26 protein-coding genes are annotated in these 25,812 nt (G+C 49.0%); 12 read left to right on the top strand and 14 right to left on the bottom strand.

All coding sequences use genetic code 11. The features are described 5' to 3' along the window. Nucleotides 1-34: 34 nt before the first annotated feature. The 6 genes from waaO to rfaQ are packed head-to-tail and all read right to left on the bottom strand — an operon-like array spanning nucleotide 35 to nucleotide 6,146. Nucleotides 35-1,054, bottom strand: a complete 1,020-nt coding sequence (gene waaO / locus LG381_RS04930) for a lipopolysaccharide 3-alpha-galactosyltransferase (protein WP_225762971.1) — start codon at nucleotides 1,052-1,054, stop codon at nucleotides 35-37. Then, the gene (gene waaB / locus LG381_RS04925) at nucleotides 1,054-2,133 is read right to left on the bottom strand and encodes a lipopolysaccharide 1,6-galactosyltransferase (protein ID WP_105281453.1); all 1,080 of its coding nucleotides are present in this window, start codon (nucleotides 2,131-2,133) and stop codon (nucleotides 1,054-1,056) included. Before waaB ends, waaO begins: the two co-directional genes overlap by 1 nt. A 19-nt stretch (nucleotides 2,134-2,152) precedes the next feature. Further along, on the bottom strand, nucleotides 2,153-3,133 hold the full coding sequence (locus LG381_RS04920) for a glycosyltransferase family 8 protein (RefSeq protein WP_032226825.1): 981 nt from the start codon (nucleotides 3,131-3,133) through the stop codon (nucleotides 2,153-2,155). Nucleotides 3,134-3,164: 31 nt separating this feature from the next. Further along, nucleotides 3,165-3,962, bottom strand: a complete 798-nt coding sequence (rfaP, locus tag LG381_RS04915) for a lipopolysaccharide core heptose(I) kinase RfaP (RefSeq protein ID WP_032226826.1) — start codon at nucleotides 3,960-3,962, stop codon at nucleotides 3,165-3,167. After that, nucleotides 3,955-5,079: a lipopolysaccharide glucosyltransferase I gene (rfaG, locus tag LG381_RS04910; RefSeq protein ID WP_225762088.1), complete on the bottom strand. Its 1,125-nt coding sequence runs from the start codon at nucleotides 5,077-5,079 to the stop codon at nucleotides 3,955-3,957. The genes rfaP and rfaG overlap by 8 nt, the downstream gene beginning before the upstream one ends. A 2-nt stretch (nucleotides 5,080-5,081) precedes the next feature. Further along, nucleotides 5,082-6,146: a lipopolysaccharide core heptosyltransferase RfaQ gene (gene rfaQ, locus LG381_RS04905; protein WP_225762087.1), complete on the bottom strand. Its 1,065-nt coding sequence runs from the start codon at nucleotides 6,144-6,146 to the stop codon at nucleotides 5,082-5,084. Between the two features lie 411 nt (nucleotides 6,147-6,557). Between rfaQ and waaA the strand changes: the two genes are divergently transcribed. Next, a complete protein-coding gene (waaA, locus tag LG381_RS04900) occupies nucleotides 6,558-7,835 on the top strand; it encodes a lipid IV(A) 3-deoxy-D-manno-octulosonic acid transferase (RefSeq protein ID WP_000891554.1) in 1,278 nt (425 codons plus the stop codon). Between the two features lie 7 nt (nucleotides 7,836-7,842). Then, nucleotides 7,843-8,322 carry a pantetheine-phosphate adenylyltransferase gene (coaD, locus tag LG381_RS04895; protein WP_001171876.1) on the top strand — a complete coding sequence of 160 codons (480 nt, stop codon included), beginning with the start codon at nucleotides 7,843-7,845 and terminating at the stop codon, nucleotides 8,320-8,322. A 38-nt stretch (nucleotides 8,323-8,360) separates the two neighbouring features. Here coaD and mutM read toward each other — a convergent pair whose 3' ends face one another. The 4 genes from mutM to radC form a co-directional block, all read right to left on the bottom strand. Continuing rightward, nucleotides 8,361-9,170: a bifunctional DNA-formamidopyrimidine glycosylase/DNA-(apurinic or apyrimidinic site) lyase gene (gene mutM / locus LG381_RS04890; RefSeq protein ID WP_001114530.1), complete on the bottom strand. Its 810-nt coding sequence runs from the start codon at nucleotides 9,168-9,170 to the stop codon at nucleotides 8,361-8,363. A gap of 97 nt (nucleotides 9,171-9,267) precedes the next feature. Then, on the bottom strand, nucleotides 9,268-9,435 hold the full coding sequence (gene rpmG / locus LG381_RS04885) for a 50S ribosomal protein L33 (RefSeq protein WP_001051798.1): 168 nt from the start codon (nucleotides 9,433-9,435) through the stop codon (nucleotides 9,268-9,270). Between the two features lie 20 nt (nucleotides 9,436-9,455). Continuing rightward, on the bottom strand, nucleotides 9,456-9,692 hold the full coding sequence (gene rpmB, locus LG381_RS04880; RefSeq protein ID WP_000091955.1) for a 50S ribosomal protein L28: 237 nt from the start codon (nucleotides 9,690-9,692) through the stop codon (nucleotides 9,456-9,458). Between the two features lie 216 nt (nucleotides 9,693-9,908). Then, nucleotides 9,909-10,577, bottom strand: coding sequence for a DNA repair protein RadC (gene radC / locus LG381_RS04875; RefSeq protein ID WP_010344500.1), 669 nt, complete (start codon nucleotides 10,575-10,577; stop codon nucleotides 9,909-9,911). Between the two features lie 171 nt (nucleotides 10,578-10,748). Between radC and coaBC the strand changes: the two genes are divergently transcribed. The 3 genes from coaBC (at nucleotide 10,749) to slmA (ending at nucleotide 13,108) form a co-directional block, all read left to right on the top strand. Further along, the gene (coaBC, locus tag LG381_RS04870) at nucleotides 10,749-11,969 is read left to right on the top strand and encodes a bifunctional phosphopantothenoylcysteine decarboxylase/phosphopantothenate--cysteine ligase CoaBC (RefSeq protein ID WP_000050165.1); all 1,221 of its coding nucleotides are present in this window, start codon (nucleotides 10,749-10,751) and stop codon (nucleotides 11,967-11,969) included. Next, entirely contained in the window at nucleotides 11,947-12,405 is a 459-nt protein-coding gene (gene dut / locus LG381_RS04865) for a dUTP diphosphatase (protein ID WP_000976070.1), read from the top strand. The genes coaBC and dut overlap by 23 nt, the downstream gene beginning before the upstream one ends. 106 nt (nucleotides 12,406-12,511) lie before the next feature. Beyond that, entirely contained in the window at nucleotides 12,512-13,108 is a 597-nt protein-coding gene (gene slmA / locus LG381_RS04860; protein ID WP_000818603.1) for a nucleoid occlusion factor SlmA, read from the top strand. A 36-nt stretch (nucleotides 13,109-13,144) separates the two neighbouring features. Here slmA and pyrE read toward each other — a convergent pair whose 3' ends face one another. Together pyrE and rph are read right to left on the bottom strand one after the other, a co-directional pair. Then, the gene (pyrE, locus tag LG381_RS04855) at nucleotides 13,145-13,786 is read right to left on the bottom strand and encodes an orotate phosphoribosyltransferase (protein WP_225762086.1); all 642 of its coding nucleotides are present in this window, start codon (nucleotides 13,784-13,786) and stop codon (nucleotides 13,145-13,147) included. Nucleotides 13,787-13,851: 65 nt separating this feature from the next. Continuing rightward, the gene (gene rph, locus LG381_RS04850; protein ID WP_001247086.1) at nucleotides 13,852-14,568 is read right to left on the bottom strand and encodes a ribonuclease PH; all 717 of its coding nucleotides are present in this window, start codon (nucleotides 14,566-14,568) and stop codon (nucleotides 13,852-13,854) included. A gap of 126 nt (nucleotides 14,569-14,694) precedes the next feature. Between rph and LG381_RS04845 the strand changes: the two genes are divergently transcribed. Together LG381_RS04845 and LG381_RS04840 are read left to right on the top strand one after the other, a co-directional pair. Next, a complete protein-coding gene (locus LG381_RS04845) occupies nucleotides 14,695-15,558 on the top strand; it encodes a YicC/YloC family endoribonuclease (RefSeq protein ID WP_000621334.1) in 864 nt (287 codons plus the stop codon). 249 nt (nucleotides 15,559-15,807) lie between these two features. Next, entirely contained in the window at nucleotides 15,808-16,425 is a 618-nt protein-coding gene (locus LG381_RS04840) for a trimeric intracellular cation channel family protein (protein WP_225762085.1), read from the top strand. Here the strand turns inward: LG381_RS04840 and ligB are convergent. Further along, nucleotides 16,422-18,107, bottom strand: a complete 1,686-nt coding sequence (ligB, locus tag LG381_RS04835) for an NAD-dependent DNA ligase LigB (RefSeq protein ID WP_225762970.1) — start codon at nucleotides 18,105-18,107, stop codon at nucleotides 16,422-16,424. The genes LG381_RS04840 and ligB overlap by 4 nt on opposite strands. 257 nt (nucleotides 18,108-18,364) lie before the next feature. On the opposite strand from ligB, the gene gmk reads away from it, so the two are divergent. From gmk to recG, 5 genes are read left to right on the top strand one after another with little or no spacing between them, the layout of a single operon-like run. Then, nucleotides 18,365-18,988: a guanylate kinase gene (gmk, locus tag LG381_RS04830; protein WP_010344504.1), complete on the top strand. Its 624-nt coding sequence runs from the start codon at nucleotides 18,365-18,367 to the stop codon at nucleotides 18,986-18,988. A gap of 54 nt (nucleotides 18,989-19,042) precedes the next feature. Further along, the gene (rpoZ, locus tag LG381_RS04825; protein WP_000135057.1) at nucleotides 19,043-19,318 is read left to right on the top strand and encodes a DNA-directed RNA polymerase subunit omega; all 276 of its coding nucleotides are present in this window, start codon (nucleotides 19,043-19,045) and stop codon (nucleotides 19,316-19,318) included. A gap of 18 nt (nucleotides 19,319-19,336) precedes the next feature. Next, nucleotides 19,337-21,445 carry a bifunctional GTP diphosphokinase/guanosine-3',5'-bis pyrophosphate 3'-pyrophosphohydrolase gene (gene spoT, locus LG381_RS04820; protein ID WP_000280472.1) on the top strand — a complete coding sequence of 703 codons (2,109 nt, stop codon included), beginning with the start codon at nucleotides 19,337-19,339 and terminating at the stop codon, nucleotides 21,443-21,445. A gap of 6 nt (nucleotides 21,446-21,451) precedes the next feature. Next, complete coding sequence (gene trmH, locus LG381_RS04815; RefSeq protein ID WP_001070182.1) at nucleotides 21,452-22,141, top strand: tRNA (guanosine(18)-2'-O)-methyltransferase TrmH; 690 nt, start codon at nucleotides 21,452-21,454, stop codon at nucleotides 22,139-22,141. A 5-nt stretch (nucleotides 22,142-22,146) separates the two neighbouring features. Further along, the gene (recG, locus tag LG381_RS04810) at nucleotides 22,147-24,228 is read left to right on the top strand and encodes an ATP-dependent DNA helicase RecG (RefSeq protein ID WP_032226836.1); all 2,082 of its coding nucleotides are present in this window, start codon (nucleotides 22,147-22,149) and stop codon (nucleotides 24,226-24,228) included. Between the two features lie 189 nt (nucleotides 24,229-24,417). Here recG and gltS read toward each other — a convergent pair whose 3' ends face one another. After that, nucleotides 24,418-25,623 carry a sodium/glutamate symporter gene (gene gltS, locus LG381_RS04805; RefSeq protein WP_000468835.1) on the bottom strand — a complete coding sequence of 402 codons (1,206 nt, stop codon included), beginning with the start codon at nucleotides 25,621-25,623 and terminating at the stop codon, nucleotides 24,418-24,420. Nucleotides 25,624-25,812: the final 189 nt, after the last annotated feature.

The following is a 25,812-nucleotide window of genomic DNA, read 5'->3' as shown; positions in this document are numbered from 1 at the left end:
CTACCCTTATATCATTACTTTATAGATTCCCAGTTTAATGCTTTATCTTTTCAATAAAATACAAAAGATAATTGCTAAATCCTTTTATATATCTATGCTTTTTCAGCATATGTTTTGCGCTATACCTTAATTGATTGCTATTGTTTGGTTTCAGCAACGCCGTATTCTTCCATGGCGAAGCATTTTTTGCCTCCATAAAGGCTTGTGATACAGGATAATCCCAGGCCCAATCATGCCAGGGCTTGGTCGGACCAATATAATGGATAAAAATAGTATCGCTGGTTACTGGATTTTTAAAACTTTCTTTGAGTTGATAGTTTAAGCTAAACTGAGTATTGTATTTTATATCTGCAAAAATAAGTTTATCTGCCAGTAACATATTCAATACATCCTGATCAGGATGTGTTATTTTTTTTACTATCTCCGGATCATTTAACATTGCAATGGCTCGTGCAGAAACCTGCTCAACTGCCCATTGGTTAGTATTGATCAATAAAAAACCAGAGTTAAAATAACCTTTAGCAATCCCCACAACACCTAACGAATGCGCACGTTTTTCCCACCAGTCATTTTGTCCTTCGGTAACAACCATTGCGACTGCATCATCAGGAAACGTAAAATTAATAAGTGGTTCTATAGTTCCCTGACAAATGATATCGGCATCCAGATATAGAACTTTAGGTGTTTTATTAATAAAGTAATCTGCAATAATAAAACGAAAATAGATTGCATGAGTCCAGTTCTTGGTACTTGGCAATGAACGGAGCCGATCGCCATTAATTAAATATACCTTAATCCTGGTTTTATATTGCTGAGCCAGAGCATCAAAATATTTTCGTTCATCTTCACAAAAATAGTCTGTGAAAATATGGAAACATAAGCGGTTTCCTTCATTATATTTTAATATTGAAGCAATCGAAATTCCGCAACCAAAAAGAAAATTCTTGTCAGTTCCATAAGCAATATCCAGACAAAGACTTTCTGTTTCTACTTTATAATTGTAATCAATAACTGAATTGAGAAACTCAGTCTCCTGGAAAAAAACCTGCTGCATCATTTCCTCCGGGAAATAACAGAAATAATTATCTTGTGTAATCTGTCATAATATTTCTGCTGGTAAAATTTATCGATCGACTCAGGAATTTTTTCATGTTCGATGTGAATTTCACCGGCTATGTATTTATTGAGAAGAGCGACAAAACCGGTCATATCACCCGGTTGATATAAATGACCATTAACATCAGGCTGGATGATGTCAGCAGGCCCGGAGACACAATCTGCACTGATACAAGGAATCCCCCACGATAAGGCTTCAAGCAGAGTCATCGGGAAACCTTCAAAAGATGACGTGAGTAATAACGCACTCACTTTTTTAATATCCTGCTGAACTAATTCCCAGGGATGTTGTTGCCAACCATACCAGACAATTCGATCATCAATATTTAACTCTCTACCATAAGCCTGGCATTTTTCGAAATCGGAACCATCACCCAATACATGAAGTTTCCAGTCACCTTGCACTTGTGATAAGCCATCAAGAAGATCTTTTACTCGTTTCTGACCTTCGAATTTCATGCGTCCGACATAAATGAAGGTTGCCGTTTCGCCTTCTTCGGGTGCTGGAATGACTGAATCTTTCGCTTCGACAGGGTTAAAAATAACGTTTATCGTCGGTTCTGGTACACCCCGGTTAATCATTTGTTGTTTAATACCGGAGCTGATTGCTAAATGATAGTCGGCACAGGTGATATATTCAGCATGTTTTTTATGATCTAAAGAAAAATGCGGCCATGAAAATACAGGTACATCAACTCCAGATTTTTTACGCGCTTTTTCCGCATACAAACATGAGATCACATCAATACAAATAACAACATCTGGCTGATAATTCTGAAGCCATTTGCTTAAAGCATGAATATGCTTCGCGCGACGTAAAAAACCTAAGCGAATGTTGGAAAATGAACACGAGTACTTAATACCTTCCAGCCATCCCTTATCCATTTTGTCATTACGGCAAAAGAAAAACATTTCACTTTGGATATGTTGTTGTCTGAAGGTGGTAATAACATCTCGAATGACTGTTTCCATACCACCAAACCCTGAAACAGCTTCGCCGATAAACGCTATTTTCATAATTATATTAATTTTCCATCTAAATTTTCACACCTAATAATTTAGCGCGAAGATAATGGTAATAGTAAGAAATGGCTTTGCTATACTTCCCTTCGGCCCAATATACTTTAGCCTTTAATCTAATGTCACTTGATGATGGTGCTAACATCCTTTTATAATATTTCCACGGTGAATTATAAAAGTAACGATCAAAGTTTTTGGCTCTAAATATTTTATACCATGGCTTATTTTGAGTGACATAATGCATTATGATTGTGTTGGGTAAGTTTTTTTGTTCTTCATCACATATTACTGATAATGTTGTTTTATTATTATATTTTTTATCGATGTAATATAAGCGTCCATTAAGCAAAATATTTAACACATCCTGATCTGCGTACCTATATACCTTCCCATTGTTGATCATCTCCAGCGCCTTTTGTGTTATATTTTCTTTTTTCCACGCACTGATATTAATAAGCATAACGCCGGCATTAAAATAATTTATAAAATCAATACCATAGTCTAACTTTTTCACACGATCTTGCATATCTGGAGAGTCAGAGATGACGCATGCCATATAATCTTTTAAATCGTAATCAACGAGATCATATAAAGATCCATTACATATAATATCACAATCAAGGTAAAGTATGTTTGTTATTTTATCATCAACAACTTCTGGAATTAAAAAACGCAAACATGTTGATAAAGGAATTCCCAGAACCAGTGTATCAGGATTAATATCAAATTTATCTGTCACATGATATATTGATATTGACGTATTTGGTCCCTCTAGCTCTGAAAATACTGAACATTCGCTTTCGCTTATTCCTGAAACAAGAAGATGAAAATGAAGATTAATATTACTATTGTTTGAAATAATTGAATATAATGCAACGCCCGCCGGCATTATGAAACCACTGTCAAAGCATAACGCTATATGCAAATGTTTAACATTCGATATTTCGTGTCGAAATAAATCTTGTTTCTTAGCCACGAAGCTTTTAAGATTTAACAACTTTTAAACCCTTATTATAAGCAATGAATATTTAAAGCTTTTTCCTTATTGTTCTTTCTTTTATTTTTTGTGCCTTAACTTCTGTTTTTTTAATTAAGTTAACTTCCTGTAATAAAACTTCGCGTAAAGGCATCCCAAAATAAACCTTCATAAATCGCCATATATCTCTCTGCGTCAGGCCAATATTCATCGATGAAAAATATAGACCAATCAAATCTTTATCCCGCCAACGACGTGGGACTTTTTCCCGTATCTGCGCGCGATGCAGGTCTATTACCGAAATTTTTAATTCATCTTCCCGGCCAGTGAACGGTAAATGAAGCAAAAAGTGGCAGATATAACAATCACGATGATTTATTCCTGCTGCGTGCATTTTACGCACCATAGTTGCCACTCGTGTAATCAGCATACGCTTAACACATATATCAGGCGGATTAACTGTCCAATCTGCACAATAATCTTCAAGGCTAATCGTAGGAGTAAGATCTTCGGTAATAATAAATGATGTACGGGTTAATGGATTTAACCCTTTTTCACCAAACCCTATACCGTGCATCGTATCAACACCGACATCATGCAGTCGATGAATAGCGTGCCACTCTCTGTCTGCGCCTAAAACGGGCATACGCAATGAGAGCAGGTTTTTTATAATTTCTTTTAAGGTCGTACCTTTGTGCCATTTAAGGAAATAGCTTTTCCCAGCCAATTCAAAGCGTAATGTTCGACGTGTCTCTAGTTCGCGAAAGACTTCGCCATTCAGTTTTTTAACTTCTGTAAAAGCATCTTTACCACGCCAAAGTGTGGCAAGCGGCTCTTTTAATTCAACCATCTAAACCACCTGTAATAATATCTGCGGCTTTCTCTGGCAGGCTGTATAAATCCTGAGTATCTGCATAATGGCGAGCATTCTCCGCCCAGGCCATTCGTAGCGAATACTGTGTTAATGCTTTGCGTAAGATCGCATTTAATTCTTCCTGACGGAATGGTTCCGCGATAACCGCTCCACAATTAGCATCCGCAATATAATGCGCGTATCCACATACTGCGGTTGTCAAAACAGGTAATCCAGCGGTGATCGCCTCAAGGAGAACAATACCTGCAGCTTCCTGGTAAGCGGGATGCAGTAAGATATCTGCCGCTGCCATTAATTCAGACACGTCATTCCTCCCGGAAAAGAAATGCACGTTGCTACGTACCCCAAGCTTTTCTGCCAGCACTTCAAATTTGCGTGGTTTATCCTGACCAACGACAAACAAAAGCGTATTGTGGCGTAATGATTCCGGTAACGATGCCAAAGCCTTAATTGAGCGATCCACACCTTTACGACCGAAATCTGACCCAACCTGTAGCAATAAGTTTTGTTGTTCGGTTATGCCATTTTTCTGACGATATATTTCACGACTGTTTGGGATTTGCTCGCTGTATTTCCTGTCCGGATAGATGCCGGGGGGGAGAATTTGAAAACGTTCTGGTTCAGTCTGGTAATGCTTCTGAAAATCGGCGATTTGCTTATCGGTCAGCATCATGAGTTTCGTCGATTTACCATGCTCAAATGTCGCTCGCTCAAATGCGGCATAATGCCGATAGCGTGATGTTAAACGATAGAAAAAACCTTTTTCTTGCGCGACTTTCTCAGCGTAACAGACATCGGCGGCAAAATAGACATCCAGCCCAGGCATCTTATTAAACCCAACGACACGATCAGCAGGATGCGCTTTGAGATGATTTTGTACCCAGGCATAATATTCTGTATTACGTCCATGGTTAGTATGGGATTTAACCGGTACGCGAATAAGCTCAAATGCTTCCGGACAATCGCCTTCCCACGACTGTGTATATACCCGAACATGGTGGCCCCGTGCGGCAACTGTTGACGCAATACGCATAAAGTCACGCTGTAGACCACCAAATGGAAAATATTTATATAAACAAAACGCCACGATCATAATTATGCATTCCTGTTAGCTGAAGGAGCATCTTCTGGCAACAGCTTTTCCGTAGCGGCAATGACATCTTCCGCTGGAATAACAGAAAGATATTTTTTGTTGCGGTCAAGTTCGTGCCGGGTGGGCATTTGTTGATAATTACCCGCCCAGAACTGAATAATATTATCGGTCCATGGACGCCAGAATACATGATCAGTGGCCCCAAATAGGCTAATAACTGGCGTCTTCACCGCCGCCGCAATATGCCCTGGCGCAGAATCCACACCAATAAAGAGTACGGCATGATCAATTAACGCACCCAGTTCAGGAAACCGTGTTTTACCTGCAAGGCCAGTGATAGGTTTTGTTTGGCAGCCTTGTGCTATTTCATCTACACAGGCGAGATCATCTGCCGAAGGCCCACAGGTCAGCACAACCTGATAACCACGCCGTTGCAAAGCATCGATAACTATAGAAAACTTATCATTATCCCAGCACTTAAATATCTGACGAGCTGTCGGTTGGATGACGACATAATGATCTTTCACGCCCAGAGCATCTAATTCCTGCCGCATTTTCTTCCAGCAATCCTCGGCGTAACTCATTGTTGTGTCGGTGTAGAAATCGGTAATACCTAATGGCTCAAGGACCGATAAATTACGCTCAACAATATGTGTACCGTGTATTGGCGCTAAGTGTGTAAAGCTTTTTTTCCAAATACTATGCTGCCGATGACCATAAAGTTGCGATATTTTCATACGTGCCGGTAAACAACGCACCAGCAGTGCTACCATCCATTGATCCGTAAGATTAATGACCAGGTCATAATTATTCGCACGCAGAGTTTTTATCAACGAAAGCACATTTTTAATTTTATCGAATGTTCCCGTACCTTTATTGCTTATGCCATAGAGCGTATTAATTTCCGGGTTTTCAGACAAAATAGGAATTGTATCCTGATAAAGCAGCATATCGATTTTTGCATCGGGATAATTCTGCTTGAGCGTACTGATGACAGGAGTAGTTAATAACATATCTCCGTGATATCGCATCTTTATGACCAGGATATTTCGAAATGGCTTTTCCACTAGCGACTCTTTTGTATGATTGTCTGGTTAAGTTAAGCAGAAAAAAGCACGCTACCGCCCCAGGCTCAACAGCTACCTGAATACTGATAACGCACTTACTTTGGCGTGCTAGTGTATCATTTCTTTCGCAGCAATCCGACCCGAATGTTTTTTATACACAAAATGGTTTTTAATCATAAAAATCATGCAGATAAAAAACCACATGCAGATAATTCTGGTACGGACGATGCCTATATAGAGTTGCAAATTGGTTCGGGCTTCAATGAATCGCATAAAAATACAAAAAAACTGGAGATGTCGCGGTAGTTCAGACCAAACAGAAGCTATTTAAGTCAAAAACGGGAAAAGTAATGGTAAAGCCCCAGCTAAATACATAGAATCCCCAGCACATCCATAAGTCAGCTATTTATTATGCTCGAATTGCTTTACACCGCCCTTCTCTACCTTATTCAGCCGTTGATCTGGATACGGCTCTGGGTGCGCGGACGTAAGGCTCCGGCCTATCGAAAACGCTGGGGTGAACGTTACGGTTTTTACCGCCATCCGCTGAAACCAGGCGGCATTATGCTGCACTCCGTCTCCGTCGGTGAAACTCTGGCGGCGATCCCGTTGGTGCGCGCGCTGCGTCATCGCTACCCTGATTTGCCGATTACCGTTACAACCATGACGCCAACCGGTTCGGAGCGCGTACAATCAGCGTTTGGGAAGGATGTTCAACACGTTTATCTGCCTTACGATCTGCCCGATGCGCTCAACCGTTTCCTTAATAAAGTAGACCCTAAACTGGTGTTGATTATGGAAACCGAGTTGTGGCCAAACCTGATTGCGGCGCTACATAAACGTAAAATTCCGCTGGTTATCGCCAACGCGCGACTTTCTGCGCGCTCTGCGGCAGGTTACGCCAAACTGGGCAAATTCGTTCGTCGCTTACTGCGTCGTATTACGCTGATTGCCGCCCAAAATGAAGAAGATGGTGCACGTTTTGTGGCGCTGGGCGCAAAAAATAATCAGGTGACCGTTACCGGTAGCCTGAAATTCGATATTTCTGTAACACCACAACTGGCTGCTAAAGCAGTGACGCTGCGCCGCCAGTGGGCGCCACATCGCCCGGTATGGATTGCCACCAGTACTCATGATGGTGAAGAGAGCGTGGTAATTGCCGCGCATCAGGCGCTGTTAAAGCAGTTCCCTAATTTATTGCTCATTCTTGTTCCACGTCATCCGGAACGCTTCCCGGATGCGATTAACCTGGTCCGCCAGGCTGGACTAAGCTATATCACACGCTCTTCCGGAGAAATCCCTTCCGCCAGTACACAAGTGGTAGTTGGCGATACGATGGGCGAGCTGATGTTGCTATACGGCATTGCCGATCTCGCGTTTGTTGGCGGTTCACTGGTTGAACGAGGTGGGCATAACCCACTGGAGGCTGCTGCACACGCTATTCCGGTACTGATGGGGCCGCATACCTTTAACTTTAAAGACATTTGCGCACGGCTGGAGCAGGCAAGCGGGCTGATTACCGTCACTGATGCCGCGTCGCTGGCAAAAGAGATATCCTCTTTACTCACCGACGCCGATTACCGTAGTTTTTATGGCCGTCATGCCGTTGAAGTGCTGTATCAAAACCAGGGCGCGCTGCAGCGTCTGCTTCAACTGCTGGAACCTTACCTGCCACCGAAAACGCATTGAGGTTGTTATGCAAAAACGGGCGATTTATCCGGGTACTTTCGATCCCATTACCAATGGTCATATCGATATCGTGACGCGCGCCACGCAGATGTTCGATCACGTTATTCTGGCGATTGCCGCCAGCCCCAGTAAAAAACCGATGTTTACCCTGGAAGAGCGCGTGGTACTGGCACAGCAGGCAACCGCGCATCTGGGAAACGTGGAAGTGGTCGGGTTTAGTGATTTGATGGCAAACTTCGCGCGTAATCAACACGCTACGGTGCTGATTCGTGGTCTGCGTGCGGTGGCGGATTTTGAATATGAAATGCAGCTGGCGCATATGAATCGCCACTTAATGCCGGAACTGGAAAGTGTCTTTTTGATGCCTTCAAAAGAGTGGTCGTTTATCTCTTCATCGCTGGTCAAAGAGGTGGCTCGCCATCAGGGTGATGTCACCCATTTCCTGCCGGAGAATGTCCATCAGGCGCTGATGGCGAAGTTAGCGTAGCGTTTATGCCGGATGGTATGCCATCCGGCGCGCATGAATTACTTCTGGCACCGCCTGCAATAAAACGTCGCCCGCTGCGCATGTTTAGTCGCCACAATCGGCGTACCGCACACCCGACACGGCTCGCCTTTACGCCCGTAAACCTGCAATTCCTGAGCGAAATAACCCGGTTTACCGTCACTTTGTAGAAAATCTTTCAGCGTCGTGCCGCCCTGTTCAATAGAACGGAGTAGCACTGCCTTAATCACTCGCGCCAACAATTCACACTCAGCCAGCGACAGAGACGATGCCAGCCGATCAGGATGGATCCCCGCAGCAAACAGTGATTCGCTGGCGTAGATATTTCCCACACCCACCACCAGCTTGTTATCCATCAGCCAGGGTTTAATCGCCGTTTTTTTCTTCGCGCACTTCTGATGTAGGTATTCGCCATTGAAATCGTCGCTAAGCGGCTCCGGCCCAAGATGGGCCAGCACATTGTGCCCTTCCAGTTCTTTGGCCCACAGCCAGGCGCCAAAGCGGCGCGGATCGGTATAGCGCAGCACTTTGCCGTTGCTCATCACCAAATCAACATGGTCATGCTTTTCAGGGGGAAGTTCTTCTGGAAGGATGCGCAGGCTGCCAGACATACCCAGATGAATGATAATCCAGCCCTCTGGCAACTCCAGCAGCAGATATTTAGCCCGGCGCTGCACGCTAAGCACTGGTTGGTCGCTTAAACGGTAGATTTCTTCCGAAACCGGCCAGCGCAAGCGTCCATTGCGCACCACCGCATGAAGAATAGTTGCACCAACGAGATGCGGTTCTATCCCGCGACGGCTGGTTTCAACTTCGGGTAATTCAGGCATAGCATCTCCAGGAATGAACAGATGCAGTCAATATGGGGGCAAACAGATAACAAAAAACCCCGCCGGAGCGAGGTTTTTCGTTACATTAAAGCGAGAATTATTTAATTTTCGCTTCTTTGTAGATCACGTGCTGGCGAACAACTGGATCGAATTTTTTCAGTTCCAGTTTTTCCGGCTTAGTACGTTTGTTCTTCGTAGTGGTATAGAAGTGACCAGTACCAGCAGAAGAAACCAGCTTGATTTTCTCACGAATACCTTTAGCCATGATTTATTTCCTCTAAGTACTTAGTACTTTTCGCCACGGGCACGCAGTTCAGCCAGAACTGTATCGATGCCTTTTTTATCGATTACACGCATACCTTTAGCAGATACGCGCAGGGTGACAAAACGCTTCTCGCTCTCAACCCAGAAACGGTGAGAGTGCAGGTTCGGCAGGAAACGGCGTTTAGTCGCGTTCAGTGCGTGGGAACGGTTGTTACCGGTCACCGGACGCTTGCCAGTAACTTGGCAGACTCGGGACATGTCTATTCTCCAAAAATCAAATTAGCTCGAGCTTCGTATGGGGTATTGGCGCCTCGTCAGGCTTTACAGCCCGGTCATCGCAGTTCTATGTGAACTCTCGATTGCCAGGCCCAAATGCCAAACCCGAGATTCTCAAAGGTGGCGTAGTATACGCTGACTCGGCGATGTGCTCAAGTCCCGAACAGACAAAGATCCCGAAGGATCGCGCATAGCGGGTTAAATCCAGCCGCGTTCGGCAAAAGAAACATATTCTCCACGCCCAATCACGATATGGTCGAGCACGCGTAATTCCATGAACTGACAACTTTTTATTATCCGTTCGGTGATGAGTTTATCCGCTTTACTGGGTTCAGCACAACCCGAAGGGTGATTATGCGCAAGGATCAGCGCCGAGGCGTTTATTTTTATCGCTTCGCGGATAATTTCCCGAGGATGGACTTCAACATGGTTTAGCGTGCCGGAAAAAAGACGGCTATGCGTTATAACCCGGTGTTGTGAGTCGAGAAAGATCACCATAAAGATCTCCCGCTCTTCGCCCGTGAGCTGGCTTTGTAAAAATTCCCTCGTCATCTCCGGGCTGAGTAACGGGCTTTCTTCACGCATCCGCACGTTGTAGTAACGCCGCGCCAGTTCGGCAATCCCCTTTAACTGGGCAAATTTCGCCACGCCAATTCCATGAACCCCACTAAATTGTTCATATTCAGAGGTTAACAAGCCGTAAAGAGAGCCGAAATTCTCCAGCATCTCTTTTGCCAGGGTTAACACATCTTTACCGCGCGTTCCTGTACGCAGAAATAACGCCAGCAGCTCGACATCCGTTAACGCACCAATGCCAAACTTCAGCATTTTTTCGCGCGGCATCAACAGCTGTGCATTGTTTTTCACCTTCACCTCCTTTGTGATGCTCGCATCCTGTCATAGCCGTTCCGTTAAATCGACGGCCAGTTTTCAATCCTGGAAAGCGCCTCGCAAAGTGATTCTCAGGTGAAAGCACGACAACAAAAGTATTGTGATAAAATCGCCAACTTCTGGTGTCACCCAACAGGAAAAATCATCATGAGTCTGGCCGGTAAAAAAATCGTTCTCGGCGTCAGCGGCGGTATTGCTGCCTATAAAACCCCTGAACTGGTGCGTCGTTTGCGCGATCGCGGGGCCGACGTCCGTGTGGTAATGACCGAAGCGGCAAAAGCCTTTATCACTCCACTTAGTTTGCAGGCGGTTTCTGGTTATCCCGTTTCCGACAGTCTGCTGGATCCGGCAGCCGAAGCGGCAATGGGCCACATTGAGCTGGGTAAATGGGCTGATTTAGTGATTCTTGCCCCAGCCACGGCGGATTTGATTGCCCGCGTTGCTGCCGGTATGGCGAATGATTTGGTATCGACGATTTGCCTTGCGACTCCTGCGCCTGTTGCCGTGCTGCCAGCGATGAACCAACAGATGTATCGTGCTGCTGCCACCCAGCATAATTTAGAGGTGCTTGCCTCGCGCGGTTTGCTGATCTGGGGGCCCGATAGCGGCAGCCAGGCCTGTGGTGATGTCGGCCCTGGGCGAATGCTCGATCCGTTAACCATTGTTGATATGGCGGTCGCCCATTTTTCGCCCGTCAACGACCTGAAACATCTGAACATTATGATTACCGCAGGCCCGACACGTGAACCGCTCGATCCGGTGCGTTATATCTCTAATCACAGCTCCGGCAAGATGGGATTCGCCATTGCCGCAGCCGCTGCACGTCGTGGTGCGAACGTCACGCTGATTTCTGGCCCGGTTTCACTACCGACGCCACCGTTTGTTAAACGTGTTGATGTGGTAACCGCACTGGAGATGGAAGCCGCCGTGAAGGCATCCGTGCAACAGCAAAATATCTTTATCGGTTGTGCCGCCGTCGCGGATTACCGTGCAGCCACCGTTGCCAGCGAAAAAATCAAAAAGCAGGCCACACCGGGTGATGAATTAACAATAAAAATGGTTAAAAACCCCGATATCGTCGCCGGTGTTGCCGCATTAAAAGACCATAGGCCTTATGTTGTTGGATTTGCCGCCGAAACAAATAATGTGGAAGAATACGCCCGGCAAAAACGTATCCGCAAAAACCTTGATCTGATCTGCGCTAACGATGTTTCCAGAAAAAATCAGGGATTTAATAGCGACAAAAACGCATTACACCTTTTCTGGCAGGATGGCGATAAAATCTTACCGCTTGAGCGAAAAGAGCTCCTTGGCCAATTATTACTCGACGAGATTGTGACCCGTTATGATGAAGAAAATCGACGTTAAGATTCTGGACCCGCGCGTTGGGAAGGAATTTCCACTCCCGACTTATGCCACTTCTGGTTCTGCCGGACTTGACCTGCGCGCCTGTCTCGACGACGCCGTAGAACTGGCACCGGGCGACACTACACTAGTGCCGACCGGACTGGCGATTCATATTGCCGACCCTTCACTGGCGGCGATGATGCTGCCGCGCTCCGGGCTGGGCCATAAGCACGGTATCGTGCTCGGTAACCTGGTGGGATTGATCGATTCCGACTATCAGGGTCAGCTGATGATCTCCGTGTGGAACCGTGGTCAGGACAGTTTCACCATTCAACCTGGCGAACGTATCGCGCAGATGATTTTTGTTCCGGTGGTACAGGCCGAATTTAATCTGGTGGAAGATTTTGACGCCACTGATCGGGGTGAAGGCGGCTTTGGTCACTCTGGTCGTCAGTAACGCATACGCATCCAAATAACGTCATAACATCGCCGCAAACATTTCGTTTGCGGTCATAGCGTGGGTGCCGCCTGGTAAGTGCTTATTTTCAGGGGTATTTTGTAACATGGCAGAAAAACAAACTGCGAAAAGGAACCGTCGCGAAGAAATACTTCAGTCTCTGGCGTTGATGTTGGAATCCAGCGATGGAAGCCAGCGTATCACGACGGCGAAACTGGCCGCCTCTGTCGGCGTTTCCGAAGCGGCTCTGTATCGCCACTTCCCCAGTAAAACCCGCATGTTCGATAGCCTGATTGAGTTTATCGAAGATAGCCTGATTACTCGTATTAACCTGATTCTGAAAGATGAAAAGGACACTACTGCGCGCCTGCGCCTGATTGTGTTGCTGCTTCTCGGTTTCGGCGAACGTAATCCAGGCCTGACCCGCATCCTCACTGGTCATGCGCTAATGTTCGAACAGGATCGCCTGCAAGGGCGCATCAACCAACTGTTCGAGCGTATCGAAGCGCAGCTGCGTCAGGTATTGCGTGAAAAGAGAATGCGTGAAGGTGAAGGTTACACCACCGATGAAACGTTGCTGGCAAGCCAACTTCTGGCGTTTTGCGAAGGTATGCTGTCTCGTTTTGTTCGTAGCGAGTTTAAATATCGCCCGACGGATGACTTTGACGCCCGCTGGCCGCTGATTGCCGCGCAGTTGCAGTAATATAACGCCGGATGACTTACCATCCGGCGTTTCTTATCAAACCCCGTACTCTTCGCGATAAGCCTTAACCGCCGCCAGATGCTCCGCCATTTCCGGCTTCTCTTCGAGGTAAGCAATCAGGTCTTTCAGAGTGATGATAGAGATCACTTTGCAGTTGTAATCACGCTCAACTTCCTGAATCGCGGAAATTTCACCGCGACCACGTTCCTGACGATCGAGCGAAATCAACACGCCAGCAAGCGTAGCGCCATTGGCCTGAATAATTTCCATCGATTCGCGAATCGCCGTCCCGGCGGTGATCACATCATCCACCAGCATTATGCGCCCTTGTAACGCGCTACCGACCAGATTGCCGCCCTCACCGTGGTCTTTTGCTTCTTTGCGGTTAAAGCAGTATGGCAGGTCAAGGTCATGATGCTCCGCCAGCGCCACAGCGGTAGTGGTGGCAATCGGAATCCCTTTGTAAGCCGGGCCAAACAGCAGATCGAACTCAATGCCAGAATCCACCAACGCTTCAGCGTAAAAACGGCCTAACAGTGCCAGATCGCGCCCGGTATTAAACAGCCCGGCGTTGAAGAAATAGGGGCTTTTGCGCCCGGATTTCAGCGTAAACTCGCCAAACTTTAATACCTGTTTGCCAAGCGCAAATTCAATAAACTGGCGCTGATATGGTTTCATGCCTTCGCTCCTCATCTTACTTTTCTACAGACAAAAAAAAGGCGACTCATCAGTCGCCTTAAAAATCAGTTTGCCAGCGCCGCTTTCTGCGTCGCTACAATGGATTCGATTCCCCCTCGAGCCAACGCCAACAAGGTGAGGAGTTCTTCGTGAGTGAACGGCTCGCCTTCCGCCGTACCCTGAACCTCAATGATGCGCCCATCTTCGGTCATCACTACGTTCATATCCGTTTCTGCGGCAGAGTCTTCGACGTATTCCAGATCGCAAATCGCTTCGCCGTTAACGATACCCACCGAAACCGCTGCCACCATGCCTTTCATCGGATTGGTTTTCAGTTTGCCATTCTCAACCAGCTTATTCAGTGCATCTGCCAGCGCCACGCAGGCACCAGTGATTGAAGCAGTGCGCGTGCCGCCATCGGCCTGAAGTACGTCGCAATCCAGCGTAATGGTGAACTCACCCAACGCTTTCAAATCAACCGCCGCACGCAATGCACGGGCGATCAGACGCTGAATTTCCATTGTGCGTCCACCCTGCTTCCCCTTCGCTGCTTCACGAGCGTTACGGGTATGCGTGGAGCGCGGCAGCATACCGTATTCTGCGGTGATCCAGCCTTGCCCCTGACCTTTCAGGAAACGAGGCACGCCTTCTTCAATAGAGGCGGTACACAACACTTTGGTATCGCCAAATTCGACCAGCACCGAGCCTTCTGCATGTTTTGTATAGTTACGAGTCAGGGTAACGGGGCGCACCTGATTATTGCTACGGCCTGCTGGACGCATATTGAAATCTCCGGCTTGAAACAAATGTGGCTGCGCATTATACGGACTTCCGGCGGTTATTCCTATCCTGACAAGGCATCGATGGCTATAATCCTTCCACCTCTCCTTTTATAAACAGGAACGTCTATGATCCGCAGTATGACCGCCTACGCCCGGCGTGAAATCAAGGGTGAATGGGGGAGCGCAACCTGGGAAATGCGCTCGGTAAACCAGCGTTATCTGGAAACTTACTTTCGTCTGCCGGAGCAGTTCCGTAGCCTGGAACCTGTCGTTCGCGAGCGTATTCGTTCTCGCCTGACGCGCGGTAAAGTGGAATGTACCCTGCGCTATGAGCCAGATGTCAGCGCACAAGGAGAACTGATTCTCAACGAAAAACTGGCTAAACAGCTGGTAACTGCTGCGAACTGGGTAAAAATGCAGAGCGACGAAGGGGAAATAAACCCGGTTGATATTCTGCGCTGGCCGGGCGTAATGGCAGCCCAGGAACAGGATCTCGACGCTATTGCCGCTGAAATTCTTGCTGCTCTTGATGGTACGCTGGACGACTTTATCGTCGCGCGCGAAACCGAAGGTCAGGCGCTGAAAGCGTTGATCGAGCAGCGTCTGGAAGGCGTCACCGCCGAAGTAGCTAAAGTGCGCGCCCATATGCCGGAAATTCTGCAATGGCAGCGTGAACGTCTGGTCGCGAAGCTGGAAGATGCTCAGGTTCAGCTGGAGAACAATCGTCTGGAGCAAGAGCTGGTGCTGCTGGCGCAACGAATTGATGTTGCCGAAGAACTGGATCGCCTCGAAGCGCATGTCAAAGAGACCTACAACATTCTCAAGAAAAAAGAAGCCGTTGGTCGTCGTCTGGACTTTATGATGCAAGAGTTCAACCGCGAGTCGAACACTCTTGCTTCGAAATCTATCAATGCCGAAGTGACGAACTCCGCGATTGAGTTGAAGGTGTTGATTGAGCAGATGCGCGAACAGATCCAGAATATTGAGTAAGCGACACAGCATTGTAGGCCGTTGTTAATTTCAGCGGCTCTACATACATCTACCTAAAAAACGTCAAAAATCCCATACTTTTTCTAATGCATTTTTCTTAACACAACATCAGAAAAATGCATTAGCTTTGCAGAAAGCACCAATTTCACATAACTATAAATTATCAATCTAAACTCACCTTAAAAAATCTCAATCGTGACGATGCACACAAATCGCTACCCTGCCAGACAGATTTTTAGGGAGAGAACCATGCTGTTACACATTTTGTATTTGGTTGGTATTACCGCCGAAGCCATGACGGGGGCGCTGGCGGCTGGGCGACGCCGAATGGATACATTTGGCGTAATTATCATTGCGACCGCCACCGCAATCGGTGGTGGCTCAGTGCGGGATATTCTTTTAGGCCACTATCCGCTCGGTTGGGTCAAGCATCCGGAATATGTGATTATTGTTGCCACAGCCGCCGTACTGACCACTATTGTTGCCCCGGTGATGCCTTATCTGCGCAAAGTCTTTCTGGTGCTTGATGCGCTCGGGCTGGTAGTTTTTTCTATTATTGGTGCACAAGTCGCGCTGGATATGGGGCACGGTTCGATCATTGCCGTTGTCGCAGCGGTGACGACCGGCGTGTTTGGCGGCGTTTTGCGAGACATGTTCTGTAAACGCATCCCGCTGGTCTTTCAGAAAGAGCTGTATGCTGGGGTTTCATTTGCCTCCGCCGTACTCTATATCGCGTTGCAACACTACGTCTCTAACCATGATGTGGTGATTATTTCCACTCTGGTGTTTGGCTTTTTCGCTCGCTTGCTGGCGCTGCGTCTTAAGCTGGGTTTACCCGTCTTTTACTACAGCCACGAAGGTCACTAAGGCACAAAACCTGTGACCTGCTGGGCAGCCAGCCAGTTGCCCAGCATCTTGATTTGCCCATTATCTTTCCATTCAATAACCTGGCTGGCACGACGAGGTCCTGTCTCTGGCAGTTGCCGCCAATGCTGTTCGCTTCTCTGCAAAACTTGCTCCCAGGTGCTGGAATCGCTGGCGTTAAGCGCCGCCTGGGTTAAGGGTATTCCCATTGCCATCACCCAGCGGGTAAAAGGCTGCTTACGTGCCAGATTAAACTGATGCCATAACTGCGCACTTTTACTTTTCGCGATCCCCAGCGTGTTCTGTAATTGCTCTGGCGTTAATAAAAGCCAGGAAAAGATATGCTCAAAGCGATGAGTCTGATGCAGCGCGCGCCAGCCGGCCTCACCAATGCCATCCAGCCCCAAAACCTGTTTTGACCCCAGCCAGACTAGCCGTGAAATGAATTGCTCCTGACAAACATCAGAAGCAAAGTAGCAGGTCAACGAATTAAAGCGATTTTCTGGCGGCATTGGTTTAGTACGTTCCGTTCCGCGCCAGACCACATCGTCAATGCGTGGAATACCCTGACCGGCAAGACTTATGAGAATTTGATCGCCAGGCGCAATGTCCCACTCCTGCCAGCGTCTGACGGAACCAATATTCACCCGCTGAACTTTTTTATCATCCAGCATGACAGGCGCGAGTGACGCCACCACCGATATTTTGCCGCTCTTACCCACCGCAAACTGAATCGCATTCACTTCGGCAACCTGTGCCACGGGTTGATATTTCCACGCCACCAACCAATTCGCCTGACCCGGTAGCCAATGGATGGATTCGGGTTCTTTCGCCGCTCGTACAACGACACCATCGGTAACAAAGGGTAACGCTGTTTTCCACCACTCATTACGTATCCGCTCAACCTCATCAGCATTTTTGACTGCGCGAGTGTACATCTGCGTCAGACTAAACCCTGCGGTTGCAAGCTGTTGCAATCGCTCGGTCATTAACTGCGGTCCATCCGGCCACGCCCAGATAAACACGCCAAGTGAATTTAGCGCGTCAGTATTATTCTGCCGCATCATCATGCCCGCGACTTTCGAGCGCGCATTCATTCCCCCCATTTGTTGTTGGATATGCCCCTCACGCTGGAGAAATATTTCGCCCTGCAGCGTACTGTTGGCTAAAGGTCCGCTGACGGATTGTGGTACAGAAGGAATCGAGCGAACTTTCTGCGTCCAGTCTTCGCCCTTCAGGCCATTACCACGACTGATCGCTTTAATCAGTTTTCCCTCACGGTAGACCAGAGTTACCGCAACACCATCAACTTTTGGTTGCACCCAAAGATCGCTGCGTTCACGCATCCACAGTCTTAACGCATTTTTATCCGCCATTTTACGTACGCCCGTATGCGCAACCGGATGGATAACCGTGCCGTTTAAAAGCGGCATCATGGCGTCACGATGCGTCTCTTCACCAAAACAACGTTGCCACTGCGTAAGACGGGCACTTATCTGATCGTAAACACTGTCTTCCACATCACTTTTTCCTACTCTCCAGTAACCATCGTCCCACTGTTTTATTTGTTGTTGCAGGCGGGAAATTTCTTCATGCGCTCTGGCGGGCGACCAGGCTGGGCAGACCGCCTGCGCCGATGATTGCCAGCACAAAATCCCCATTAATACCGCTATCCATACTTTCATCATCACCTCCGCTGTAGTCAGGCGGGCAGGTATACAACGTGGTGAATGTAAATCCGAGTGGCAAAAACGAAGTGTGCGAGGACGCTTCCAGAGAATCGTTCTGATTGCAGTAAATGACAGGGAATTGCGGAAACAGCTACGCAAAACGCAACAACTTTGCGCAAAAAGTATGAGCGAGGGCTACGTCACGTGACCGCGCCGTGTATAATAAGCTCGTATGTAGGCTTTATTTCGCTAATCACATACGAAAGATACTCATGGCTCAAGGCACGCTTTATATTGTTTCTGCCCCCAGTGGCGCGGGTAAATCCAGCCTGATTCAGGCTTTATTAAAAACCCAACCGTTGTATGACACCCAGGTTTCTGTTTCACACACCACGCGCGCACCGCGTCCAGGTGAAGTACACGGTGAGCATTACTTCTTTGTTAATCATGATGAATTTAAAGAGATGATTAGCAGAGATGCATTCCTTGAGCACGCGGAAGTGTTCGGTAATTACTATGGCACTTCGCGCGAAGCCATTGAGCAAGTACTGGCAAGTGGCGTAGATGTTTTTCTGGATATCGACTGGCAGGGCGCGCAACAAATTCGCCAGAAGATGCCACATGCGCGTAGTATCTTTATTTTACCGCCGTCCAAAATCGAGCTGGATCGCCGTCTACGCGGTCGCGGTCAGGACAGCGAAGAGGTCATTGCAAAGCGTATGGCGCAAGCAGTTGCAGAAATGAGCCATTACGCCGAATATGATTATTTGATTGTGAATGATGATTTTGACACCGCACTGGGTGATCTGAAGACCATTATTCGCGCCGAACGCTTGCGCATGAGTCGCCAAAAGCAACGTCATGACGCTTTAATCAGCAAATTGTTGGCAGACTGAACCTTCTTTCAGTATCATGCCCAGTCATTTCTTCACCTGTGGAGCTTTTTAAGTATGGCACGCGTAACTGTTCAGGACGCTGTAGAGAAAATTGGTAACCGTTTTGACCTGGTACTGGTCGCCGCGCGTCGCGCTCGTCAGATGCAGGTAGGCGGAAAGGATCCGCTAGTACCGGAAGAAAACGATAAAACCACAGTAATCGCGCTGCGCGAAATCGAAGAAGGTCTGATCAACAACCAGATCCTCGACGTTCGCGAACGCCAGGAACAGCAAGAGCAGGAAGCCGCTGAAATTCAAGCCGTTACCGCTATTGCTGAAGGTCGTCGTTAATCACAAAGCGGGTCGCCCTTGTATCTGTTTGAAAGCCTGAATCAACTGATTCAAAACTACCTGCCAGAAGACCAAATTAAGCGTCTGCGGCAGGCGTATCTCGTTGCACGTGATGCTCACGAGGGGCAAACACGTTCAAGCGGTGAACCCTATATCACGCACCCGGTAGCGGTTGCCTGCATTCTGGCCGAGATGAAACTCGACTATGAAACGCTAATGGCGGCGCTACTTCATGACGTGATTGAAGATACTCCCGCCACCTACCAGGACATGGAACAGCTTTTTGGCAAAAGCGTCGCCGAGCTGGTAGAGGGGGTGTCGAAACTTGATAAACTCAAGTTCCGCGATAAGAAAGAGGCGCAAGCCGAAAACTTTCGCAAGATGATTATGGCGATGGTGCAGGATATCCGCGTCATCCTCATCAAACTCGCAGACCGTACCCACAACATGCGCACGCTGGGCTCACTTCGCCCGGACAAACGTCGCCGCATCGCCCGTGAAACTCTCGAAATATACAGCCCGCTGGCACACCGTTTAGGTATCCACCACATTAAAACCGAACTCGAAGAGTTGGGTTTTGAGGCGCTGTATCCCAACCGTTACCGCGTGATTAAAGAAGTGGTGAAAGCCGCGCGCGGTAACCGTAAAGAGATGATCCAAAAAATCCTCTCAGAAATCGAAGGGCGCTTGCAGGAAGCGGGAATACCGTGCCGCGTCAGTGGTCGCGAGAAACATCTTTATTCGATTTACTGCAAAATGGTGCTCAAAGAGCAGCGTTTTCACTCAATCATGGATATCTACGCCTTCCGCGTGATCGTCAATGATTCCGATACCTGTTATCGCGTGCTCGGCCAGATGCACAGCCTGTATAAGCCGCGTCCAGGTCGCGTGAAAGACTATATCGCCATTCCAAAAGCGAACGGCTATCAGTCTTTGCACACCTCGATGATTGGCCCCCACGGCGTGCCGGTTGAAGTCCAGATCCGTACCGAAGATATGGATCAAATGGCGGAGATGGGTGTTGCCGCACACTGGGCTTATAAAGAGCACGGCGAGACCAGCACCACTGCGCAAATCCGCGCCCAGCGTTGGATGCAGAGCTTGCTGGAGCTTCAACAGAGCGCCGGTAGCTCATTTGAATTTATCGAGAGCGTTAAATCCGATCTCTTCCCGGATGAGATTTACGTTTTCACACCGGAAGGGCGCATTGTCGAACTGCCTGCCGGTGCCACGCCTGTCGATTTCGCGTACGCGGTGCATACCGATATCGGTCATGCCTGCGTGGGTGCGCGAGTTGATCGCCAGCCTTACCCGCTGTCGCAGCCACTCTCCAGCGGACAAACCGTTGAAATCATTACCGCGCCGGGCGCTCGCCCGAATGCCGCCTGGCTGAACTTTGTCGTCAGCTCGAAAGCACGCGCCAAAATCCGCCAGTTGCTGAAAAACCTCAAGCGTGATGATTCCGTTAGCCTGGGGCGTCGCCTGCTCAACCACGCGTTGGGTGGCAGCCGTAAGCTGAATGAAATCCCGCAGGAAAATATTCAGCGCGAACTGGATCGCATGAAACTGGCGACACTTGACGATTTGCTGGCAGAAATCGGTCTTGGCAATGCAATGAGCGTAGTGGTAGCGAAGAATCTCCAGCAGGGAGACGGTTCCATTCCACCAGCAACCCAAAGCCACGGGCATCTGCCGATTAAAGGCGCTGATGGCGTGTTGATCACTTTTGCGAAATGCTGCCGCCCTATTCCCGGCGACCCGATCATCGCCCACGTTAGCCCCGGTAAAGGTCTGGTGATCCACCATGAGTCCTGCCGTAACATCCGTGGCTACCAGAAAGAGCCAGAGAAGTTTATGGCTGTAGAATGGGATAAAGAAACGGCGCAGGAGTTCATTACTGAAATCAAGGTGGAAATGTTCAACCATCAGGGTGCGCTGGCAAACCTGACTGCGGCGATCAACACAACCAATTCCAATATTCAAAGTTTGAATACGGAAGAGAAAGATGGTCGCGTCTATAGTGCCTTTATTCGCCTGACCGCCCGGGATCGCGTACATCTGGCAAATATCATGCGCAAAATCCGTGTGATGCCAGACGTGATTAAAGTCACCCGAAACAGAAATTAATGTTTTATGAACCCAACACGTTATGCACGCATCTGTGAAATGCTCGCCAGGCGGCAGCCTGACCTGACCGTCTGCATGGAACAGGTTCACAAACCCCATAACGTTTCTGCGATTATTCGTACCGCAGATGCCGTTGGCGTACATGAAGTTCATGCCGTCTGGCCTGGCAGCCGGATGCGCACTATGGCTTCGGCTGCGGCTGGCAGCAACAGTTGGGTACAGGTGAAAACGCACCGCACCATTGGCGATGCCGTCGCCCATCTGAAAGGCCAGGGAATGCAGATTCTGGCTACACATCTTTCTGATAACGCCGTCGATTTTCGCGAAATTGATTACACCCGCCCGACCTGTATTTTGATGGGTCAGGAGAAAACGGGCATCACGCAGGAAGCGTTAGCACTGGCGGATCAGGACATCATTATCCCGATGATCGGCATGGTGCAGTCGCTGAACGTCTCCGTCGCATCGGCACTCATTCTTTACGAAGCCCAGCGTCAGCGGCAAAACGCAGGCATGTACCTTCGTGAAAACAGCATGTTACCGGAATCAGAACAACAACGCCTGCTGTTTGAAGGCGGCTATCCGGTGCTGGCGAAAGTCGCAAAACGCAAAGGCCTGCCTTACCCCCACGTCAATCAGCAAGGCGAGATCGAAGCTGATGCCGACTGGTGGGCCACCATGCAGGCTGCAGGGTAAGTGCGATGAAAGGTCGCCTGTTAGATGCTGTCCCGCTCAGTTCCCTAACGGGCGTTGGCGCGGCACAAAGTAACAAGCTGGCGAAAATCAACCTGCATACCGTGCAGGATTTACTCTTACACCTCCCCCTGCGCTACGAAGATCGCACCCATCTTTATCCCATTGGCGAGCTGTTACCCGGCGTTTATGCCACGGTTGAAGGCGAAGTGCTGAACTGTAATATCTCCTTCGGCGGTCGACGGATGATGACCTGCCAGATTAGCGACGGTTCCGGCATTCTCACCATGCGCTTTTTCAACTTCAGCGCGGCGATGAAAAATAGCCTGGCGACGGGACGACGTGTGCTGGCCTACGGCGAAGCAAAGCGCGGCAAATATGGCGCGGAGATGATCCATCCGGAATATCGCGTACAGGGTGATCTCAGTACTCCGGAGCTACAGGAAACGCTCACGCCGGTTTACCCAACGACTGAAGGCGTTAAACAGGCAACGCTACGTAAATTAACCGACCAGGCGCTGGATCTGCTGGATACCTGCGCTATTGAAGAACTGTTGCCGCCGGAACTGTCACAGGGGATGATGACGCTGCCGGAAGCCTTGAGAACTCTGCATCGCCCGCCGCCGACGCTGCAACTTAGCGATCTGGAAAGCGGGCAGCATCCGGCACAACGTCGTCTGATTCTGGAAGAACTGCTGGCGCACAACCTCAGTATGTTGGCGTTACGCGCTGGAGCACAACGTTTTCATGCCCAACCGCTTAGCGCCAATGACTCGCTGAAAAATAAACTCCTTGCCGCCTTACCGTTCAAACCAACGGGTGCTCAGGCACGTGTGGTGGCGGAAATCGAGCGCGATATGGCGCTCGATGTTCCGATGATGCGTCTGGTGCAAGGCGATGTAGGTTCCGGTAAAACGCTGGTTGCTGCCCTTGCCGCGCTGCGTGCAATTGCTCACGGGAAACAGGTGGCGCTGATGGCACCAACCGAGTTGCTCGCCGAACAGCACGCCAATAACTTTCGCAACTGGTTTGAGCCGCTCGGTATCGAAGTGGGCTGGCTCGCCGGTAAACAGAAAGGTAAAGCACGACTGGCTCAGCAAGAAGCCATCGCCAGCGGTCAGGTGCAGATGATTGTTGGTACGCACGCCATCTTCCAGGAACAGGTGCAATTTAACGGTCTGGCGCTGGTGATTATCGACGAACAGCATCGTTTTGGTGTGCATCAACGCCTGGCGTTATGGGAGAAAGGCCAGCAGCAAGGGTTCCATCCGCATCAGTTGATCATGACCGCCACGCCGATCCCCCGCACGCTGGCAATGACCGCCTATGCCGATCTCGATACCTCGGTCATTGATGAACTGCCGCCAGGGCGTACCCCGGTGACGACAGTGGCAATCCCGGATACGCGTCGTAACGACATCATTGACCGTGTGCGTCACGCATGCATGACTGAAGGTCGTCAGGCGTACTGGGTTTGTACATTGATTGAAGAATCGGAATTACTGGAAGCGCAGGCAGCCGAAGCCACGTGGGAAGAGTTGAAACTGGCGCTACCAGAGTTGAATGTTGGCCTGGTACATGGGCGGATGAAACCTGCCGAGAAGCAGGCGGTGATGGCGTCGTTTAAACAAGGTGAGCTACACCTGCTGGTTGCCACTACCGTTATTGAAGTCGGTGTTGATGTGCCTAACGCCAGTCTGATGATTATCGAAAACCCGGAGCGTCTGGGTCTGGCGCAGTTACACCAGCTTCGCGGGCGCGTGGGACGTGGCGCGGTGGCTTCCCACTGCGTGCTGCTCTACAAAACGCCACTCTCCAAAACGGCGCAAATTCGCCTGCAAGTGCTGCGTGACAGCAGCGACGGATTTGTGATTGCACAGAAAGATTTAGAGATTCGCGGTCCTGGCGAACTGTTAGGTACGCGTCAGACGGGTAATGCCGAATTTAAAGTGGCAGATTTACTGCGCGATCAGGCCATGATCCCGGAAGTTCAGCGCCTGGCACGGCATATTCATGAACGTTACCCACAACAGGCAAAAGCCCTGATAGAACGCTGGATGCCAGAAACAGAACGTTACTCGAATGCGTAAAAGACGGCGGAGAGAAGACTGCCGTTTAGATTGATCTACCTTCCTGCCGGATGCGGCGTGAACGCCTTATCCGGCCTACAAAAAAACTCACAAAATCAATAAATTGAGAATTATTACGTAGGCCAGATAAGCGAAGCGTATCAGGCATTTATCTTTGTTGCGGCGGCACTTATACCGCCGCTTCATCGGTTACCCCGCAAAAATCGGCAACATCAAATACAGCTTAATCACCAGCGCGTTAACGATATCGATAAAGAACGCACCGACCATCGGCACCACCAGGAAGGCCATGTGCGACGGGCCAAAGCGTTCGGTAATCGCCTGCATGTTGGCAATTGCCGTGGGCGTTGCACCAAGGCCAAAACCACAGTGACCCGCAGCCAGCACCGCCGCATCGTAGTTTTTGCCCATCATGCGCCAGGTGACAAAGATGGCGTACAACGCCATGAAGATGGTCTGTGCGACCAGAATCGCCAGCATCGGCAGCGCCAGCGAAGCCAGCTCCCAAAGTTTCAGCCCCATCAACGCCATCGCCAGGAACAACGACAGACTTACGTTACCCAACACCGATACCGCACGCTCAAAGACGCGGTAAAAGCCCATCATTGACAGACCGTTACTCAGAATCACACCCACAAACAGCACGCAAACGAAGGTTGGCAATTCAAAAGCTGTGCCAGCCAAAAGTTGCGCAACAATTTTCCCCACCGTCAGACAAATCGCGATAAGAGCGATGGTTTCAATCAGCACCAGCGAGGTGATCATGCGCCCAACGTCCGGCTTTTCAAACGCCGTTGGGACTTCCTGGTCATCCGGAATACCGTTTGGCGTGGTGGAGTGCTTCACCAGATACCGCGCCACCGGCCCCCCAATCAAGCCGCCCAACACCAGACCAAACGTTGCACAAGCCATCGCCACTTCCGTCGCGTTGGTGAAGCCATAACGTTCAATGAACAATTTACTCCACGCAGCACCTGTACCGTGGCCGCCGGAAAGCGTAATAGAACCGGCCAGCAGCCCCATCAGCGGATCAAGCCCTAACAGGCTAGCCATCCCAATGCCGATGGCATTTTGCATCACCAGTAAGCCAACAACCACGATGAGGAAAATCCCCACCACACGCCCACCGGCACGCAGGCTGGCAATATTGGCATTCAGACCAATGGTTGCGAAGAATGCCAGCATCAACGGATCGCGCAGGGACATATCAAAATTGACTTCCCAGCCCATACTTTTTTTCAGCACCAGCAGCGCCAGTGCCACCAGCAACCCTCCGGCAACCGGTTCAGGTATGGTGTATTTCTTCAGAAAGGAGACGGAATGGACCAACTTGCGCCCGAGCAGCAACGTCAGGGTTGCTGCAACAAGCGTTGCTAAAGTATCGAGATGAAACATAGTTACTCCTTTGTGTCCGCACCACTCTTTCACACTCGTCATACTTCATCGCGCATGTGCATTAGGGCGAAATATGACGAGTATCGAGTCATGCTATCCCGGTTCGAATTCTCAGCTGAAAATAAAAAAATGGCATGGATTTTAAGCAGAAAACAACCAAAAGTTATATAAAAAAGTGCATTTATCGCA

It is taken from the genome of Escherichia sp. Marseille-Q3837, assembly GCF_916618735.1.
In the GTDB taxonomy this organism is placed as follows: domain Bacteria; phylum Pseudomonadota; class Gammaproteobacteria; order Enterobacterales; family Enterobacteriaceae; genus Escherichia; species Escherichia ruysiae.
Note: the sequence above shows the minus strand (reverse complement) of the source record. Positions and strands in the feature narration are given on the sequence as shown.